This is a genomic window from Bradyrhizobium sp. McL0616, assembly GCF_049993385.1.
Lineage (GTDB): Bacteria > Pseudomonadota > Alphaproteobacteria > Rhizobiales > Xanthobacteraceae > Bradyrhizobium.
The window spans coordinates 5,816,158-5,835,303 of sequence record NZ_CP188255.1 but is presented as its reverse complement, the minus strand read 5'-3'; the positions used below and the strand labels follow the sequence as shown (position 1 = coordinate 5,835,303).

Here is a 19,146-nt window from a genome sequence, read left to right as displayed (position 1 = left end):
GAGTATCAGATGAGTGGCGAGTTGGAGAACAAGAACAAGCAGTCACGGGCTGAACAGCCGCTCAACCGCAGAAACCTGTTGCTGGGAACATCGTCGATCGTCGCTGCAGCGACCCTGACGTCTGAAGCCCTGGCGCAGGCCCAGAAGGCGGCACCAGGCACGACTGCAAGCCCAGCGCCCTCGTCGGTATCCGGCCGCAAGCCGAACATCCTCGTGATCTTCGGCGACGACATCGGCCAGACCAACGTTTCCGCCTATTCCTTCGGCCTGATGGGTTATCGCACGCCGAACATCGACCGCATCGCCAAAGAAGGCATGATGTTCACCGACTATTACGCCGAGCAGAGCTGCACGGCGGGGCGGTCCTCGTTCATCACGGGACAATGCACGTTGCGCACGGGTCTTTCTAAGGTCGGCATTCCGGGTGCGACCGTGGGTCTGCAAGCGCGGGACGCGACGATCGCCGAGTTGCTGAAGCCGCTTGGTTACGCGACCGGGCAGTTCGGCAAGAACCACCTCGGCGACCGCAATGAATATCTGCCAACCGTGCACGGCTTCGACGAGTTCTACGGCAATCTGTATCACCTCAACGCCGAGGAAGATCCGGAGAACCGCTTTTACCCGACCGGTATGCGGGACCAGATCGGCCCGCGGGGCGTACTCCGCTCCAAGGCGTCGGATCGCGACGACCCGACCGAACATCCGCGCTGGGGCAAGGTCGGCAAGCAGACCATCGAGGACACTGGCCCGCTCACCAAGAAGCGGATGGAAACCATCGACGACGAGACATCGGCCGCCGCTATCGACTTCATGCAACGCCAGGCCAAAGCCAACACGCCGTTCTTCTGTTGGTTCAACACCACCCGAATGCACTTCCGCACGCATGTGCGAGAATCTCATCGCGGACCGCCCGGACTGACAGCCCGGACTGAATATGCCGATGGCATGATCGAGAACGACGCCACGATCGGAACGGTTCTGAAGGCCGTCGATGATCTCGGCATCGGCAAACGGACAATGGCCCGCATCAGAACTCCTGGCCGGACGCCGGGACGACGCCGTTCCGCAGCGAAAAGAACACCAACTGGGAGGGCGCGTTCCGCGTGCCGTGCATGATCCGCTGGCCGGGACGAATTCAACCCGGCTCGATCTCGAACGAGACAATCAGCGCGCTCGACTGGATGCCGACCCTGCTGGCGGCCGCGGGTGAACCGGATATCAAGGACAAACTGCTGAGGGGTCACCAAGCCGGAAGCAAGACGTTCAAGGTCCATCTCGACGGCTATAACCAGCTTCCTCACCTCACGAGCCAGCAGGAGCGTAGCGCGCGCAAGGAGTTTGTCTACTTCGACGACGATGGCGACGTGGTGGCTCTGCGCTATGAGAACTGGAAGGTCGTCTTCGAAGAGCAGCGTGCGCAAGGTACATTAAGAATTTGGGCCGAGCCGTTTACCAAACTGCGCGTGCCGAAAATCTTCGATCTGCGTTCGGACCCTTACGAGCGCGCGGATATCACGTCGAACACCTATTACGACTGGCTCATGTCGGATGGAGCGGGTGTGTTCATTGCGGCCCCACGGGTTGTCGGCGAGTTCCTCGCCACCTTCAAGGAGTTTCCCCCGAGTCAGCGGCCGTCGAGCTTCAGCATCGATCAGATGGTCGAAAAGATGCAGAGGAGTTTCGAGGTCACGCAATAGTGCCTGCCGGCGCCGGTCGGCAGGCGGCTCAACCAGCCTGCCGATGTGAACGACTATTGAAACATAGGGAGCTTTGAGATGAGCGGCGAACTGAAGAACAAGAACAACCAGTCCGAGGCGGACCAGACCATCAATCGCCGAAAACTCCTTTTGGGAACGTCGTCCATCGTCGCCGCGGTGACGCTGACATCGGAGGCACTAGCGCAAGCGCAGAAGGCAGCACCATCACCGGCCGCGAGTCCTACGGCGGGAAGCAAGCCCAACATCCTCGTCATCTGGGGCGATGATATTGGGATCGCCAACATCAGCGCCTATTCCAGTGGGCTAATGGGTTACGAGACGCCCAATATCGACCGCATCGCGCGCGAGGGCCTCAAGATGCAGCATTATTACGGTGAGCAATCCTGCACCGCGGGCCGCTCCGCCTTCCTCACCGGCCAGCACATCATCCGCAGCGGGCTGAGCAAAGTCGGGTTCCCAGGTGCGCCGATGGGAATGAGCCAGTTAGATCCGTCGGTGGGAGGCTTGCTCAAGAACCTTGGCTACGCCACCGGCCAGTTCGGCAAAAACCATGTCGGCGACCGTAACGAGTCGTTGCCGACCGTGAACGGCTTCGACGAATTCTTCGGCAATCTCTATCATCTCAACGCCGAGGAAGAACCGGAACTGCCGGATTATCCAAAGGACCCGGCTTACAAGGCTAAGTTCGGTCCGCGTGGCGTCCTCCGGTGCAAAGCGACCGACGTCGACGACCCAACGGTCGATCCGCGGTTCGGCAAAATCGGCAAGCAGACCATCGAGGACACCGGCGCGCTCACCAAAAAACGCATGGAAACGATCGACGACGAGACCTCCGCGGCTGCGATCGACTACATGAAGCGGCAAAAGGCCGCGGGGAAGCCGTTCTTCTGCTGGTTCAACGGCACCCGCATGCACCTGCGCACGCATGTTCGTGCCGAGCATCGTGGGCGATATACGCACGGCGATAGCGAATATATTGACGGCATGCAGGAGCATGACGACACCGTAGGTAGCCTGCTCAAGGCGCTCGACGACCTTGGCATCGCGGACAACACCATCGTCGTCTATTCAAGCGACAACGGTCCCCACATGAATACGTGGCCGGACGGAGCCATGACCTGGTTCCGCTCCGAGAAGAACACCAATTGGGAAGGCGCATTCCGCGTGCCGTGCCTGGTTCGCTGGCCGGGCAACATCAAGCCGGGCACGGTTTCCAACGAACTGATGAGCCACAACGACTGGATACCCACGTTCTGCTCTGTTGCCGGCGAACCCGACATCGTCAATAAGCTCAAGGCCGGCTACACCGCCAACGGCATCAACTACAAGGTCCATCTCGACGGCTACGACCAATCTTCATTCTTACGCAATGTCAGCGGCAGTGCGGCCAACAACAACGGCACCAAGAGCGCTCGCGACAAGTTCTTCTACTCCGACGACGACGGGCTTCTCGTTGCCTTCAGGAAGGGCGATCTGAAATACGTCTACTCCGAGCAACGACTGGCCGGCACGATGGGCCTGTGGGCCGAGCCGTTCACGACGCTGCGTCTGCAAAAGATATTCAACTTGATGCAGGACCCCTTCGAGCGCGCCGATATCACGTCCAATACGTTCTGGGACTGGCAGCTCAATCATGTCGGCTCGGTGTATGGCTCGATGGATGATGTCTTCCAGTTCGTGGCAACCTTCAAGGAGTTCCCGCCACGGTCGTTCCCGCCGAGTTTCAATCCCGCGAACATCCTGGAAGGCATGATGGACGGCATCAAGCAAAAGAAAGCGCTGGTCGAGGGGGTCGACATGGAGAAGGTCCGGGCGAATTTGAACCGGATCATTCAGGAGCAGATGCAGGGCCGTTGACGCTCTGCATTCGAGATGACCGATTCGCCTCCGGGCGGACCGGCTCGACCTGTCTTAGCTTCACGAGAGGACCGGGATGTTTCGGGCTGCTGCCGTCTTCCTTGCTTTCCTGACCATCGGCGCAGCGGTCTCCGAAACCATTGCGTTTGCCCAATCCGATCCGCTGCCGTCCTGGAACGACGGGGCGACAAAGGCAGCAATCACAAGCCTCGTCGCGCGGGTGACCAAGGACAGCGGTGCGGACTTCGTCCAGCCCGCCGCGCGAACGAAATGAGGCGTCCGTCATGAGCGGCTACGACATTTTCGCCTGGATCGTGTTGGTGATCTTGCTCGCCAGCGCGGTTGGCGTGATCTGTATCGCGGGTTGGCTGCCCGGGCATATCGCGAAGTCGCGCAATCATCCTCATGCGCAGGCGGTGACGGTCGCTGGCTGGATCACGCTCTTCTTCGGCTTCGCGCTGTGGCCGATCGCCTTTATTTGGGCCTATCTCGACGTGCCCGCGCGCAAGGCGGGAGATGCGTGATGGCCGTCGCGATCATCAACATCTATCTCGTACTGCTGTTCCTGCTCGTGCACTTCAACATCGTGCGCTTCAACTTGTTCTGGAAGGCGTCACCGGCGATCGTGCTAGTGCTGCTGATGTTCGGGCTCCTGATCCCGATGGGATGGGGCGCGCCGCAGGGCAACGCGCTGGTCGTGCGCAATGCGGTCTCGATCGTGCCCGATGTCGCCGGCGAGGTAACGGACGTCCCGGTCCTCGCCAACGTGCCGCTCAGGTCCGGGGATGTCCTTTTCAAGATTGATCCGACGCCCTTTGCGGCGCAGGTCAAGGCGATCGACGCACAGTTCAAGCTCGCGAAAACGCGCCTGGGCCAGATGACGCAGCTCTATGAGCGCGACGCCGGTCGCGGCTTCGACGTCGAGCAGCGCCAGTCCGAGGCTGACCAGCTCTCGGGCCAGCTCGAGGCCGCGCAATGGAATCTCGACAAGACTGTCGTGCGCGCGCCGGCCGACGGTTACGTCACCAACCTCGCGCTGCGCAAGGGCGCGCGCGTCGCCAATCTCCCATTGTCGCCGGTGATGGCCTTCATCGACACCTCCAGCACCATCATCGGCGTTGAGATCAACCAGATCGATGCGCGCTACGTCGCGCCGGGCCAAGAGGTCGAAGCCACGTTCAAGTTCGCGCCAGGCCGGATTTTTGCGGGCACGGTCGAGAGCGTGCTCCAGGCGATCGCGACCGGCCAGACACAGACCTCGGGCACGGCCGTTCTGCCGAAGGCGATCGAGGCCGCGCCCTTCATTGCCCGCGTCAAGCTCGACGATGCCGAGTTCGCACGGCGCCTGCCGGCCGGCAGCGCCGGCACCGCGGCGATCTACACCGACCGCGTCAAGCCGACTCACGTCGTCCGCCGCGTGATCCTTCGGCAGGTCGCTATCCTGAACTACGTCAATCCGTTCTGAGCAGAGAGCAAGCAATGAAAAGAGCAGTGCTGACGGCCTCCTTCCTTCTCCTCATGTCGGCGGCATCCGCGCAGTCGCCGGTTCCGGTGACGGTCGACAATTTTCCCCGGGCGGAGTCTGATCTCTACTTCGGCAACGCGGTCAAGGAAGCCGGCGGCATAGGCAAGCTGTTTCATCATCGAGAACCGATGGCGATGGATAAGCAGGGCGTCATCCGGTCAAATCGCGATACGCTGTATTCCATGGCTGTCGTCGATTTCGACGCCGGACCGGTGACGATTACGCTGCCAGACGCAGGCAAGCGGTTCCGGTCGTTGATGGTCGTCAACGAGGATCACTACATCGTCGGTGACATCGAGTATCGGGCCGGCAAATACAGCTACGATCGGAACAGGGTCGGCACACGCTATGGGCTGATTGGGATCAGGACTCTGGTCGATCCCAACGATCCCAATGATGTCGAAAAGGTCCGCGCCGTCCAGGACGCCGTCACGATCAGCCAGAAGGCGCCGGGAAAATTCGAGATCCCCAACTGGGATCCGGTCAGTCAGAAGAAAGTACGGGATGCCCTCCTGGTGCTGTCGTCAACCGCAGGCGGCTTCAAGAACGCGTTTGGTGCCAAGGGACAGGTCGATCCGGTCAGGCATCTGATCGCAACCGCCGCGGGATGGGGCGGCAATCCTGACAAGGACGCGACCTATCTCAGCGTCTCCCCCGAGAAGAACGACGGCAACACTGTCTACAAATTGACCGTTCCCGGCAACGTGCCAGTCGATGGCTTCTGGTCGATCAGCCTCTACAACGCCGAGGGCTATTTCGAGCAGAACCCGTACAATGCCTACGCGCTCAACAATCTGACTGCGGCGAAATCGGCCGACGGTTCCACGACCGTCCAGTTCGGCGGTTGTGATGGCAAGATCCCGAACTGCCTGCCGATCATGAAGGGCTGGAACTACACCGTGCGGCTCTATCGGCCGCGTCCCGAGATTCTGAATGGCAAGTGGAAATTTCCCGAACCGAAGGCGGTGAGCTGAATATCGAATAGATGGAGGATGTGATGAGACGAGCAATCACTGGCGCGATGGCCGCTCTGCTGATGACTGTGAGCGCGCACGGGCAGAGCCCGTCACCGGATGAGGTTGCCGCACGCAACATTCAACGTCGCGCTGTCGAGGCGGTGATCTGGGCCATGCCGGCGGTGAACACTGACCTGATGCTCCAGACCATGCTTGCCAGTACCAAGGCCAGGATCAACGAGATCGTCTACTGGTCGAAGCCGGTGAACTGGAAGAACCAGACGCTGACGCCAAATCCAGACGCGATCTATCTGATGTCGTTCTGGAACGTGAAGGACGGCCCGATCGTGATCGAGATTCCGCCGGCGCAGGGGGGCTCGATCGCTGGCAATATCGTCACGGCGTGGCAGATGCCGCTGGAGGACGCCGGTCCCGAAGGCGCAGATAAGGGGCAGGGCGGCAAGTACCTGATCCTGCCGCCCGGCTACAAGGGTGAGCTGCCAGCCGGCTACATCGCGCTTCAGTCCGACACGTTCAGCGGCTTTGCGCTGCTGCGGTCGAACCTCGCCAGCCACAGCGATGCCGACGTCGCGAAGTCGGTCGCCTATGGGAAGCAGATCAAGGTGTATCCGCTTGCGCAGGCAAAGGATCCGGCGCCGACCAATTTCACTGATGCCTACGACGTCCTGTTCGACTCCACCATCCCGTTCGACGCGCGCTTCTATCGCAATCTCGACCGTGTCGTGCAGAGCGAACCGTGGCTCGACCGCGACCGCGCCATGATCGATCAACTCGCGACCATCGGTATCGAGAAGGGCAAGGCCTTCAATCCGGATCAGAAGACTGTTGCGCTGCTCGATCAGGCTGCCCGCGAAGCCCACGCGATACTTGAACAGAGCTACGACGCCGGCTTCGCCGTGATCAATCCGGGCATCCGATGGTTCCCGGCCGCGGTGGCAGAGATGGTCAAGGCCGCGAGCACTGGATACGCCGATCCGAACACCTATCCGGTCGACATGCGCGGCGTCTCCTATACGCTCGGCTTCACTGGCATCAAGCGCATCGGAACCGCACAGTTCTACCTGATGGCCAACAAGGACCGGGACGGCCAACCGTTCGACGGTAGCGCGACTTATCGCCTGACGGTCCCGGCGAACGCGCCGGTCAAACAATACTGGTCGGCAACGGTCTACGACCGCGAAACGCACGCGCTGGTTCGGAACATGCCGAGCGCGAGCCGCGCCTCGATCAGCCCGGGCATTCAGAAGAACGCCGACGGCTCGGTCGACATCTATTTCGGTCCGAAAGCGCCAGAAGGCAAGGATGCCAATTGGGTGCCTACCGATCCCGCACGGAAGTTTGAGCTGCTGTTCCGCCTCTACGGGCCTGAGAAACCCCTGTTCGATCACAGCTGGAAGCTGCCTGATGCGGAGCGCGTCGCGACGACGATCGGGGGCGCCACGAAGTAGGTGCAATTGGACGGTGACGAGAATGGGGAGACACGACATGACGGGACGCCTTCGAAAAGCTGGGCTCGCGACTGCATTGGCGATGGCAAGCTTCGCCGCCCAACCTGCGCTCGCCGATTCAGGCGGCGTCAGCTTTTGGCTTCCGGGCATCTTCGGCAGCCTCGCCGCGGTGCCGACGACGCCGGGGTGGGCCTATTCGACGATCTACATCCACCTCCAGGAGAAAGCCGGCGGAGGACAGAACTTCGTCACCAGCGGCGGCATTCCAGGCTCGGTGACCGCCGGCCTCAATGCGCATGCCGATGTGCTCGTCCAAGGCATCACCTACACCTCGGCAATGCCGGTGCTGGGCGGCCAAGCGGGCTTCACCGTGCTCGCGGCCCCTGGAAACATCGGCGTCGGCATCGACGCGACGCTGACTGGTCCCCGCGGCAACGCCATTTCGGGCGGCGTGACCGACAACCGCACCACGCTGGCCGACGTGTTCTACCAGGGCACGCTGAAATGGAATCAGGGCGTCCACAACGAGATCGTCTATATCACCGGCAACATCCCGAGCGGCACCTACGATTCCAGCCGGCTTGCGAATCTGAGCTTTGGCTTTCCCGCGGTCGATGCGGGCGCCGGCTACACCTATCTCGATCTGAAGACCGGCCATGAATTCTCGGTCGTCGGCGGGCTCACCTATAATTTCGTGAACGGAGCGCTTCAGTACCAGAACGGTATCGACTTCCATGTCGACTGGGCTGCCTCCCAATTCGTCAGCAAGAACGTCCATATCGGCGTTGCCGGCTATTTCTTCCAGCAGCTCACCGACGACAGCGGTCCAGGCGCCAAGCTCGGCGGCTTCAGGGGCCAGGCGGTCGGAATCGGTCCGCAGATCGGGTTCATGATTCCGATGTCCGACGGCTGCCAGGGCTATCTCAACGTCAGGGGCTACAAGGACCTGGAGGTCGAGAATCGCCCGAAGAGCTGGTCGACGTGGGTGACCTTCTCGGTCTCGCAGGCAGCATCCGCGCCGGCCCCTACAAAACCCGTCGTTCGAAAATATTGAAGGAGGCGTAAGCACAGCTCTGATGACTGGAGACGGAACCAGAAAGCAGATATTTCGCATCGGCTTCCAGACATCGATCATCACGGTGTTCGTGGCCGTCATGCTGATCGTGGGCTTGACGCTGGTCTATCTCAGTTTCGAACGCGTGACTGTCATCACGAGGGCGGCTGCCTCGGGCTTCATCGAGAAGGTGGCGCAGCTTGGCGCCGACCACGTCGACGAGCAGTTCAAGAATGTCCGCGACAATCTCGACATCTTGTCCGGCCTGCCGTCGATCCAGGAAGCCGAGATATCCGATAATTCCCGGCTCTACAGCCTGATGGCGGCGATGTTGCGCATCAACCCGCAGCTCTTCAACCTTTATGTTGGCTATGAGGACGGTTCGTTCATCGAGATGGACGTCATCGATCGCGCCAAGCCGGCCTTCAGGAAAAGCTTGAAAGTCGATGAGGATGCGGCCTTCCGCTTGGTGGTGATATCGCGCACGGCGGGCGCGGCGCCGGTCACCCAGTATCTCTCCGAGAATCTCATCCAGGTCGCGGAGGTCGCGGGACCTGCGGGCTATGACCCGCGTCAGCGGCCCTGGTATGTCGAGGCGTTCAAGAACGACAAGACGTTGCTGACGGGACCCTACATCTTCTATGCCACGGGCGAACCCGGCTACACGCTGCGGACGCCGCTGAAGGAGGGACGCCACGGCGTCGTCGCCGGCGACTTGCTGCTGAACCGGTTCGAGGACATGTTGGCGCAGCAGAAGCTCGGCCAGTCGGGGCTTGCCTTCCTGTTCAACGATTCCGGCCGCATCGTCGGGCATCCCGAGATGAACCGCCTGATGGCCGAGATTCCGGAGCGACAGGACGACCTGCCGCACATCGGGGCGCTCAAGCTGCCGGGCCTGGTGCCGATCATTCGTTCCTGGCGCGAGGGCGGACCTGACCAGCAATTCTTTGCTGACGCGTCGGGCCGCACCTACGTGGCCGCGGTTCACAGGCTCGAGACGGCCGGCTCGGCCAATGTCCGCCTAGCAATGATCGCGCCGCTCGATGAATTCTACGCACGGATCATCCAGGAGCGTCGTACGCTGTTCGCACTCGCGCTCGCCTTCGTCGGCGCCACGCTCCCGTTCGCGTTCTGGCTGGGATCGCTGATGGCACGGCCGCTGCGCAACATTGTCCAGCAGACCGACGAGATCCAGCGGTTCCAGATCGCGGAGCGGCCGCGCATCCATTCCGCCATCGCCGAGATCGAGGAGCTCGGCCGCTCGGTCTTCACTATGCGTAGCGTGGTGCGCAGCTTCGCGAGCTTCATTCCGCGTCAGATCGTGCGGAAGTTGATCGAGACCGGCTCCTCGCTCAGTCTGGGCGGGGCCAGACGCGAAGTCACTGTGCTCTTCACCGACGTCGCCGATTTCACCGCCAAGACGGAGAGAGCCGACCCGTCGCAGGTGATGATCTACACATCTCGCTACTTTGCCGCTCTGTCGGACGAGATCATGCGGCATCAGGGCACGGTCGACAAATATATTGGCGATGCCGTGATGGCGTTCTGGAACGCCCCGGCCGATGATCCCGATCACGTCGTCCACGGCTGCCACGCTATCCTGGCATGTCTTGCCGCAAACGAGGCGCTCAACAAGGAGTTTCGCCGCGAGGGCTGGCCGCCGTATGATACGCGCTTTGGCCTGCATGTCGGCGACGCCGTTGTCGGCAATATCGGCTCGAGCGACCGGATGAACTACACGGCACTTGGCGCCACCATCAATCTGGCGTCGCGGCTTGAAGGATTGAACAAGAACTATGGCACGCACGTGCTGGTCAGCGCGGCAGTTCGCGCGCGGGCGGATCACGCGTTCCTATTCCGGAGTGTCGACAGCATCAGACCCAAGGGATTTGAGGAGGCGATCGAGGCCAGCGAGCTGCGCGGCGAACTGGCTCGCGCGGACGAGGCGGAGATCGTGATGTGTCGGCGCTGGGACGAGGTTTTCGGGTCGATTGCGCTGGAAGGCGCAAGCGAAACAGCCCTGGTCCGGCTCTCTGGCTTCCTGCTCGACTATCCCAAGGATAATATCGCGCAATATCATGCCGAGCGGTTTCGCGCCGCGGCTAAAAATCCAGGGGAGGCGGCATGAGTGTTCGCGGCCGCAGCCGCCGGCAGTTGCTGCGAGATGGCGCGGCATTCACCGCCGCCTTAGCGCTCGGCGCGCCGGCGATCGCGCAGGCCCGTACCAAGCTTCGGCTCGGCTACCTCCACGTGGTCGCGGTCGACGGACATATCTGGACCGGGCTTGATCGCGGCGCGTTCGACAGGGAAGGCATCGATTTCGAGCTGCACGAATTCAACACCGGACCCGAGATATTCGAAGCAATGGCGCGTGGCGAACTCGACGTCCTGTCGGCAGGTGGCGTCATCTCCAACTATCTGGCGCTTGGCGAAGGCCGGGGCTTTCTCATCAACGACATCGAGATTGCGACGGCACAGCTCTGGGTCAGGCCAGAGCTCGGCGTGAGTCAGCTTGCCGATCTCAGGGGAAAAAAGATCGCGACGACGATGAAGACCACGGCGCACATCTTTCTCGACCGGGCGCTGCGGGCCAACAATATCAATCCGTCCGAGGTCGAGATCGTCAACAGCAGTATGACGGCGGCGGTCAAGGCGTTCATCGCCGGTGAGGTGCCGGCCGTCGCGCTCTGGGTGCCGTTCAATATTGCCGTGCGTGAAGCGTTGCCCGATGCGATCAAGCTCGTGGACGCCTCAGCCTTCTATCCGCAATCCGCCGTGCTCGGTGGCTGGGCTGCGCGGACGGATTATTTCGCTAACAACAGGGAAGTGCTGAGCCGGATCATCCGTGCCTGGACCGATGCAAACGACTACTTGGTCCGTAGCCCGGGGGCGGCTGCGGAGGCCTTGCAGCGCGGCCATTATCAGCAGTCGCGTCCCACCGACATCGCCGAGGCGTTCAAGGCGCAGAAGCTCTATTCCTCGCGCGAGTGGAAGCGGCTGTACTCGGACGGCACCGTCATTAAATGGCTTCAGCAGGTCAGCGACTTCTTTATGGCGGATGCAGGCATCACCCGGTCGCTGCGCGCGTCGGACTATTTCGACACACAGCTCTATCTGACCACGGTTGCATGAATCTCGGGAGATTTGTCGGCCCAGCTCATGTCCGGCGAAGGCCGGCGCCGTGAAAGAGTTTCGAAGTCAGGCCGTTTGTTCTGGCACGCCGTGCGCCACCGCGCCGGCGTCTGGCTGCTGACGCGCTTGAACACGGTCGAAAAGTGCGCCTGGGTGCTGAATCCGACTGCAAGCGCGATCTCGGCCAAGGGCCTGCCGGTCGTCGTCAACAGCGACTTGGCGTGCTCGATCCGATGATTGAGAAGGTATTCGCGAGGACGATAGCCGGTCGCTGCGCGGAATTGTGCCGCAAAATGCATCCTGGACAGGCCAGCGACATTGGCGAGCTCGGACAGGCTAATGCTGCGTTCGAAATGGGCGGCGATATGTTGCTCGACGCGCCGCAGCCGCCATTTCGGCAGGGCGTTGACCTTGGCGCGCGGCAATTCCGGCCGGGCCAGATGCATCGCCAGGATCTGGCCGATGCAACGAGCAAATTCGTGACCCGCGGCATCGCCTTGCTCGGCGAGTGCCTTGGCCAGACCCGCGGTGAGCGGATCGCGCAGCAGAACGAGGTCATCGAGCTCTTCAGCCGCGACCGGCGACCATCGGGTCGGGAAATGGTCAGCGGATATGTGGAAGTGCAGGAAGGCGCAGGGCGCCTGGAACTTTGCACTCAGCTGCCTTGAGGGCGCGCTGACATACAGCGTGCCTGACGGCATGATGCCGTCGAAAATGATCCGACCTTCCCTGGTCAGTCTTGCGCGCGTGGGCTTCAAAGCAATGCCGACGAAATATCGATCGTGAGGCGTCGTCGCTTGATGCGACGAGGTCCCCCGCGGGTCGTCCCATCGCGAGATCGTGATGTCCTCGATGACGGCCTCCGAACGGCAAGCAATCTGACGCCATTCGGCTTCACGGGCGATCGTCTGGGCTGCGTGAGAGACCTCGTCATCCCCTAATTCGGCCTGAGGATCGATCCAGGCGTGGGCTGTCTGCAATTCGGTCAGCATCGTTTATTCCCTCTGAGCTTTGCGGTCGTTCGTTTCGACCGGTGGACTCGCACCCTTGCTATCCTCAGAGGATAGGCGTGAGCAGGCTTGGAAGCCCGTTAGGGGTGATTAGGATCTGTTAGATTATGTGGGCGCGGGTGGGGTGCGGCAGCCGGTCGCAGACGATTGGATTTTGATATGTTTTTCAGTGATTTACATCAGTCGCATGGCGCCATTGCCACAGGGGGTATTGTCGCCTTCCTTGCGATGAAGCACACACTGCTCATGGTCTCGTCCCTCGAATTTGGCCGGTGAGTCCCAAGTGACCGAGCTCTCGGCAGGAAATGGCTCTCGCGGCGCGAATCTCGATCTCGATGCCGTCTCGTTCGGGCCGTTTTCCCTCCGGTCGCGCTTGCTCGAAAGGGACGGCGTGCCGGTCAAGCTGGGCAGTCGCGCAATGGATATCCTGCGCCTGCTGGTGAGCCGCCCCGGCGAGGTCGTTTCGAAGCACGAAATCCTTGCCTACGCGTGGTCGGGCCTCGCCGTCGAGGAGATCAGCCTGCGGGTCCATGTCGCTGAACTCCGGAAGGTTCTCGGCGACGGCAAGGACGGTGCCCGCTACATCACGAACATACCGAGCCGGGGCTATTGCTTCGTCGCGCCGGTCGAGCGCAGGCTAACATCGAAGCCTGCGCCGCAGGCCGCCGTAAACATGGCGTCCCCGCAGTCCTTGCCGCATCGCCTGGATCGGATGATCGGTCGCGACGACGTCCTGCCGGAGCTTTCTTCACGCCTGCTGAGTGAGCGCTTCGTCACGCTCAGAGGTCCCGGCGGCATCGGCAAGACCACTGTCGCGATCGCTCTGGCGCATGACATGTGGGAGACCTTCGAGGGCGGCGTCCATTTCCTCGACCTCGGTCCGTTGAAGGATGCGGCGCTCGTCGTCAGTACGGTTGCTGCCGCCCTGGGCCTCGTTGTTCATCACGCCGATTCGACCGGCAGCATCGTCAGTTTTCTACGCGAACGCCGCCTGCTGCTTGTCTTCGACAGCTGTGAGCATGTCATCGACGAGGTCGCGCGCCTCGTAGAGACCATTCACCGTGAGGCGCGGGGCGTCAGCCTCCTGGCGACCAGTCGCGAGTCGCTATTGGTGGAGGGCGAACAGATCTTCGAGCTCATCCCGCTACCGGGGCCGCCGCAGGGGGCCGGACTTAGCGCAAGCGAGGTGGTGAACTATCCGGCCGCGCGCTTGTTCATGGAGCGCGCCGCCGCGGCCGGTCACAGGGCCGACGTCACGGACGATGATGCGGAGGTTCTCGCGGAGATTTGCGGCAGGCTGGACGGCATCGCGCTGGCGATCGAGCTTGCCGCGGCGCGCGTCGGCGTCTACGGGCTGCGAGAGATGGCCGCGCTGCTCGACAGCCGGCTGAAGCTCGAATGGCGCGGCCGGCGCACGGCGCCGCCGCGGCAACAGACGCTCGGTGCCACGCTTGACTGGAGCTTTGGCCTGATTGGGGAGGCCGAGCGGATCGTCCTTCAGCGGCTCGCTGTCTTCGCCGGTCCTTTCACGCTTCAGGGGGTGATCGCTGTTGCGGCCGAGGAGGGCGAGCCGATCGACGGCGTCGTGGATGCGCTGGAGCAGCTCGTGGCCAAGTCGCTGGTGTCCGCGCGGCCGGATGCGGCATCACGACGCTATCGCTTGCTTGATGCCACGCGCGCCTATGCGCTGAAGAAGCTGACTGACGGTGGTGAAGCAAATGCCGTTGCGCAGCGCCACGTCCGGTACGTCCAGCAGACGCTCGAGGCGACCATGGCCGAATTGGGCCGCGGCGACCACGCCGCTCGATCGCAGGAGCGGGCTGGCCTTCTCGCCGATGCGCGCGCCGCGCTGGAGTGGGTTTATGCCAATGATGGTGGCGCCGAACTGCGTTTGCCGCTCGCGGGCGTTTGCGCGAGGCTGTTTGTCGAGCTCAATCTGCTCGGCGAAGCCCGGCTCTGGCCCCAGCGCGCGCTCGCGATGCTTGACGACACCAACAGCGGCGGCAGGTGGGAGCTTGAGCTCCAGTCGACACTCGGCCACGCCTTTATGTTCACCGAACGCAACAGCGAACAGGCTGAGAGCGCGCTGAGACGCGGCCTGGAGATCGCGGAGGCGCTGGACGACGAGGCCAACAAGTTCAGGCTGCTGTCGCGGTTGAACATGTTCTATCGCCGGACCGGCGACTACCGGCGTCTGGTTCCGATCGCCTTGGAGGCAGAGCGGGTTGCGCGGGCGATCGGCGACGTCGCGGGGATTGCCGGTGCGAAGGCCCTTGTCGGCGTGTCCTATCATCTCGTCGGCAACCAGACCGAAGCGCAAGCCCATCTGGACGAAGGTGTGCGCGACGATGCAGCTTTGCGCAGCACACAGCCCGGTCATTTCGCCTATTCGAGAACGCCGCAGATTCCATTGGCGCGCGTGTTGTGGTTGCGCGGCTTTCCCGATCGTGCGGTCGAATGCGTCCGGCCGCTCATCGGCGCTGCGGCACCGCGTGACGTCGTGATGCATTGCATTGCGTTGTGCTGGTCGGCCTCGCTGTTCGGCTGGGTTGGCGACTGGGGCGCCGTCGAGGCGATGACCGGCCGGCTCGCGACGCATGCCGGCATGCACGGGCTCGCGCCCTATGAAGCAGTCGCGGCCGGCTTTCGCGCCCAGACCATGATCGCCCGCGGCGAGCTGAGGGGCGGGATCGACCTGCTGCGGAGCGCGTTGCCGCGCCTGCGTGCGGATCGTTACGAGCTCTATGCGTCCGCCTTCATCGCGGAGCTGTCACAGGGGTTGGCTGCACTCGGACAATTGTCGGAAGGACTCACAGTCCTGCATGAGACGATTGCGCGCATCGAACCCGAAGGCGGGGCCTTCGACATGCCGGAGCTCTTGCGGCTGCGCGGCGAACTCGAGGCGCGCGGCAACGACCTGGACGCGGCCGGAGCAAGCTTTGCCTCGTCGATTGCGTTGGCCGAACAACAGGGAGCGCTATCCTGGAGATTGCGGACCGAGCTATCGCTGGCGCGGCTACACCGCCGCCGGGGCGTCCGAAATTCACTCGCCGATCTCGCCAACTCCTATGCTCGCTTCTCCGAGGGCTTCGAGACAGCCGATCTGAAGGCGGCACGGGCGATGCTGGATGAAGGCTCCGGCTAAACGGACAAGCCCTCAGTCGAATCGGAAATCCGAGAGGTCGATCGATACCATCAACGTATCGAGCATCGGCATCAGATTGTCGTCGCGGAGATAAATTCGTCGCCTTGTCGGAGTCATGATCCCGTCGACGCTGACGGGATCGGATACATATTGCGTGGCCGGGAAATTTCCGGCGACCTCCACCCGATAGTCATGCCGGCGGATCAGCATGTCGGGACCGAAATAGAAATCCTGCTCGCTGCTGTGGCTCGCGATGCCCACCGGGAAACCTGCGCGCAGCCCGCGCCACACCTCGGCGCCTTCGCGCCAGGGCGCGATCTCCCGCACCTTGAATCCGTCCGCGGCAAGCAGGAAGGGCGTGGTGAGATAGGTCCAGAGCGCATAACCATTGAAATAAGCGCGATGCAGAGGATCCCAATGCGTCCTCATGTCGTGCCGCGCGAACGATGCACGCGGAGTCTTTCGTTCGGCAACGATACGTCCGTCGGCGGCGACGATGGCAATGTGCTCAGGGCTGAATTCGGTGCGTTGCCCGGGCTTCCCGAAGGGCGCGACCGACGCCCATTCCCGATGAAGGTCGATCCGCATCGTTCGCGGGTCCGGGTCCTGATCGATGCCCTTGAGCGCCCATAAATCGCCCCCGGTCGCGATCGTTGCGGTGAGGCATTGGTGGGCGTTCCACCGGCGCAGGCCGCCGTGAGCCTCGATCGCATTTGCCAGCAGCGGGATCATCCGGCCGTTTCCTCTCATAAGGGATGGTATTGCCCCATGGAGATAGGCCCGAATCCGAGCGGTCGCCCGTTAAGCGTTGTTAAGTGCCGTTGGAAACCCGGGCGAGCCGCGGAAATCCGGATCAGTCTGCCGGTGTTGCGGTGTGTTTCAATCCTGCCCGCCGAGGGTTTGAGCGTAGGTTTTGCCGTAGGGATAGAACAACTCCTTGCGCCCCTGCTGCCAGGCGGCTCGCAGCTCGGGCGTGGTGATGTCCCAGTCCGGTCGGCATTTCCTGCTGACAGCTCGCAGGTCCTGGCGAAGCTCTTCGACGGTGGCGCGTCCGAAGAACCAGTAGCCATTGTAGATCTTGTGAACGACAAGTCCGGGCTCCAGCACGATCACATGCGGAATCATCGGATTGTGGACGGGATCGGTGTATTCGACGATGTCGAGATCTTTCTGAACAATACGGCGCGAGTCGGACAGAAACGGCCAGTGTGCGCCGACACCACTGCGATACTCGTTCGTCTGCGTGATGTTGTCCGTCGTGATCGTGACCAAGCGGCAATAGCTCACCTCCATCTCACGATGGAGTTGCAGCAACCCTTCGGCCTGGCGGCGATCCTTTGGACAGAAGCCGCCGCGGCCAAGCACCACCACCATCGGATCCTGTTCCTGCAACTCGGACAGTTTTCGGTGCTTCCCGGTGTTGTCGCTCAACTCGTAATCCGGGAACACAGCTCCCTCGATGATGTCGGATCGCATTGAAGTCCTCCATGGTGTGGCGCAGCCGGTCCTCCGGCGGTTACAAATCGACCACGACGTCGCCCTTGGGGTGCGCGCAGCAGATCAGCACATTGCCCGGCGCCGGTGCGTCGACCGGATCCGGCTGATAGTCGACTGTTCCTGCAACGAGGCCGGTCTCGCAGGTGTGACAGACCCCGGCGCGGCACGACCACCGCACGGGCACGTCGCAAGCCTCGGCCAGTTCGAGCAGCGTCTTGAACGATGATCCCCAGCGAACATTGAGACCGGTACGGACGAACGAAACCATCGGCCCCGAGGCGGCAAGCTCCGCCGGCAAATGCGGCGCTCGGCGCGGCGATGCAGCAATCCCCGGTGTTATGGATGGGCCGGCACCGAACAGTTCGGTGTGGATTTGATCCGGCGGGATGCCCAGCACACCTAGGCCTGCCGTGATGTCGCTCATGAAGGCCGACGGTCCGCAAATGTAGAAATCACCATTGCGCGGATAAGCGAGCCTCTGGAGTGCTTGCACGTCCAAGTGTCCGGCGGCGTCGAAATCCGCATCGGGCCGATCCTCCGGATCCGGCGAGCTGTAGCAAATATAGCTGTGATGGTGGGGCAGGGTCTCGAGCAGCTGCCTCGCCTCTCCAGCGAAGGGATGCTCGCGGCCGTTACGCGTCCCATGCAACCACCAGACCTCTCTCATCGAGCCTTCGGCCGCCAATGCGTGAAGCATCGCGAGCACCGGGGTCACGCCGATTCCTGCACTTAGAAGTACAACCGGCGTATCACCCGGCCGCAGGGTGAAACTCCCGCGCGCCGCGCTGGCGTGTACGATGTCGCCAGTCTGAAGCTGCTGGTCGATATAGGCGCTGGCGGCGCCGTGCGGCTCGCGCTTCACACTCACGCGATAAGAAGCCGCGTTGGGTTGCCCCGAAAGCGAATAGCTGCGCATCAGTGCAGGCGTAGAAACCGATCCAAGCCGCAACACGACGAACTGGCCGGGAAGGGCGGCGGCAACGGGCTGTCCGTCCGCGGGCTCGAGCACCAACGACGTTACGTTGCTGCTCTCGCGCACCTTGCCCGATACCCGGAATGGGCGGAATCCCGGCCACGCGGGAGGCGGGCCAGACTCTGGAGCGAGACCGGCGTTTCCGGTGGCGGCGCCGCGCTTGCGCTCTTGCGTAAGCAGGGCCTCGAAGGAGTGGCGCCAGCCGGGGCTGAGTGCCGGGATGCGCAGGGCGCGGACGAGCTGATCGCGGGGATGACCGGGCATGTAGAGTAGTGCGTCGATCTCGCGCACGCTCATGTTTTCGGGTCCGGAAGCGACCCGCGTGATCTCGTCTCCGGCTTCCACTTCGCCTTCCTCCAGCACACGAAAGTAGAAGCCTGGGCGACCATGCTTGACCAGCAGCGCGGCTAAATCCGGCTGGTTCATACGGATGCCCGCCCGGTAACAGGTAACGCGCGGCTGCGTCACCTCGAACAAGGCGCCGCCGATGCGGTAGCGATCGCCGATGCACACCTCAGCGTCGGCCAACCCGTCAACCGTGAAATTCTCGCCGAACTGTCCGTAAACGAAGTCGGATTGGCTTAGTTGATCCTGCCAGTAGCGATAGGAATCATGTTGATAGACCAGGACGGCCCGGTGTTCGCCGCCATGGCCGGCCAAATCTCCTTGTCCGTCGCCATCGATGTTGAGCCGGCGCGCCATGCGCCGGCCCTTGACCGGCGCTTTCCAGATGCCGGTATGCACTGTCTTGCCCTGCCAGGCGACGTCCTGAGGCAGGCCGACATTGACTGAAAGCAGGCGTGCCATCAC

General features: G+C 62.4%; 14 protein-coding genes and 1 pseudogene. 11 read left to right on the top strand and 4 right to left on the bottom strand.

Features of this window, described 5'->3' with window-relative positions; translation table 11 throughout:
• Positions 1 to 9: 9 nt before the first annotated feature.
• The 10 genes and pseudogenes from ACPPVR_RS28375 (at position 10) to ACPPVR_RS28330 (ending at position 11,711) form a co-directional block, all read left to right on the top strand.
• A pseudogene (locus ACPPVR_RS28375) lies at positions 10 to 1,697 on the top strand (arylsulfatase).
• 78 nt (positions 1,698 to 1,775) lie between these two features.
• The gene (locus ACPPVR_RS28370; RefSeq protein ID WP_426609863.1) at positions 1,776 to 3,575 is read left to right on the top strand and encodes an arylsulfatase; all 1,800 of its coding nucleotides are present in this window, start codon (positions 1,776 to 1,778) and stop codon (positions 3,573 to 3,575) included.
• A gap of 76 nt (positions 3,576 to 3,651) precedes the next feature.
• A complete protein-coding gene (locus ACPPVR_RS28365; RefSeq protein ID WP_426609862.1) occupies positions 3,652 to 3,849 on the top strand; it encodes a hypothetical protein in 198 nt (65 codons plus the stop codon).
• Positions 3,850 to 3,859: 10 nt separating this feature from the next.
• Entirely contained in the window at positions 3,860 to 4,099 is a 240-nt protein-coding gene (locus ACPPVR_RS28360) for a DUF3302 domain-containing protein (protein WP_426609861.1), read from the top strand.
• Positions 4,099 to 5,040, top strand: a complete 942-nt coding sequence (locus ACPPVR_RS28355; protein ID WP_426609860.1) for an HlyD family secretion protein — start codon at positions 4,099 to 4,101, stop codon at positions 5,038 to 5,040. The genes ACPPVR_RS28360 and ACPPVR_RS28355 overlap by 1 nt, the downstream gene beginning before the upstream one ends.
• A 14-nt stretch (positions 5,041 to 5,054) precedes the next feature.
• Positions 5,055 to 6,074, top strand: a complete 1,020-nt coding sequence (locus ACPPVR_RS28350; protein WP_426609859.1) for a DUF1214 domain-containing protein — start codon at positions 5,055 to 5,057, stop codon at positions 6,072 to 6,074.
• Between the two features lie 23 nt (positions 6,075 to 6,097).
• Positions 6,098 to 7,525: a DUF1254 domain-containing protein gene (locus tag ACPPVR_RS28345; protein ID WP_426609858.1), complete on the top strand. Its 1,428-nt coding sequence runs from the start codon at positions 6,098 to 6,100 to the stop codon at positions 7,523 to 7,525.
• 37 nt (positions 7,526 to 7,562) lie between these two features.
• Positions 7,563 to 8,579, top strand: a complete 1,017-nt coding sequence (locus ACPPVR_RS28340) for a SphA family protein (RefSeq protein WP_426609857.1) — start codon at positions 7,563 to 7,565, stop codon at positions 8,577 to 8,579.
• A gap of 22 nt (positions 8,580 to 8,601) precedes the next feature.
• Positions 8,602 to 10,707 carry a cache domain-containing protein gene (locus ACPPVR_RS28335; RefSeq protein WP_426609856.1) on the top strand — a complete coding sequence of 702 codons (2,106 nt, stop codon included), beginning with the start codon at positions 8,602 to 8,604 and terminating at the stop codon, positions 10,705 to 10,707.
• The gene (locus ACPPVR_RS28330) at positions 10,704 to 11,711 is read left to right on the top strand and encodes an ABC transporter substrate-binding protein (protein WP_426609855.1); all 1,008 of its coding nucleotides are present in this window, start codon (positions 10,704 to 10,706) and stop codon (positions 11,709 to 11,711) included. Before ACPPVR_RS28335 ends, ACPPVR_RS28330 begins: the two co-directional genes overlap by 4 nt.
• Here ACPPVR_RS28330 and ACPPVR_RS28325 read toward each other — a convergent pair.
• Complete coding sequence (locus ACPPVR_RS28325) at positions 11,690 to 12,703, bottom strand: helix-turn-helix domain-containing protein (protein ID WP_426609854.1); 1,014 nt, start codon at positions 12,701 to 12,703, stop codon at positions 11,690 to 11,692. The two genes, ACPPVR_RS28330 and ACPPVR_RS28325, sit on opposite strands and share 22 nt — an antisense overlap.
• A 301-nt stretch (positions 12,704 to 13,004) precedes the next feature.
• Between ACPPVR_RS28325 and ACPPVR_RS28320 the strand changes: the two genes are divergently transcribed.
• Complete coding sequence (locus ACPPVR_RS28320; protein WP_426609853.1) at positions 13,005 to 15,866, top strand: ATP-binding protein; 2,862 nt, start codon at positions 13,005 to 13,007, stop codon at positions 15,864 to 15,866.
• A 12-nt stretch (positions 15,867 to 15,878) separates the two neighbouring features.
• Here the strand turns inward: ACPPVR_RS28320 and ACPPVR_RS28315 are convergent, their stop codons facing one another.
• The 3 genes from ACPPVR_RS28315 to ACPPVR_RS28305 all read right to left on the bottom strand — a co-directional run bounded on the left by ACPPVR_RS28315 (position 15,879) and on the right by ACPPVR_RS28305 (position 19,143).
• Positions 15,879 to 16,598: a hypothetical protein gene (locus ACPPVR_RS28315; RefSeq protein WP_426609852.1), complete on the bottom strand. Its 720-nt coding sequence runs from the start codon at positions 16,596 to 16,598 to the stop codon at positions 15,879 to 15,881.
• A 147-nt stretch (positions 16,599 to 16,745) separates the two neighbouring features.
• On the bottom strand, positions 16,746 to 17,342 hold the full coding sequence (locus ACPPVR_RS28310; RefSeq protein WP_426609851.1) for a redoxin domain-containing protein: 597 nt from the start codon (positions 17,340 to 17,342) through the stop codon (positions 16,746 to 16,748).
• Positions 17,343 to 17,382: 40 nt separating this feature from the next.
• The gene (locus ACPPVR_RS28305) at positions 17,383 to 19,143 is read right to left on the bottom strand and encodes an MOSC domain-containing protein (RefSeq protein ID WP_426609850.1); all 1,761 of its coding nucleotides are present in this window, start codon (positions 19,141 to 19,143) and stop codon (positions 17,383 to 17,385) included.
• Positions 19,144 to 19,146: the final 3 nt, after the last annotated feature.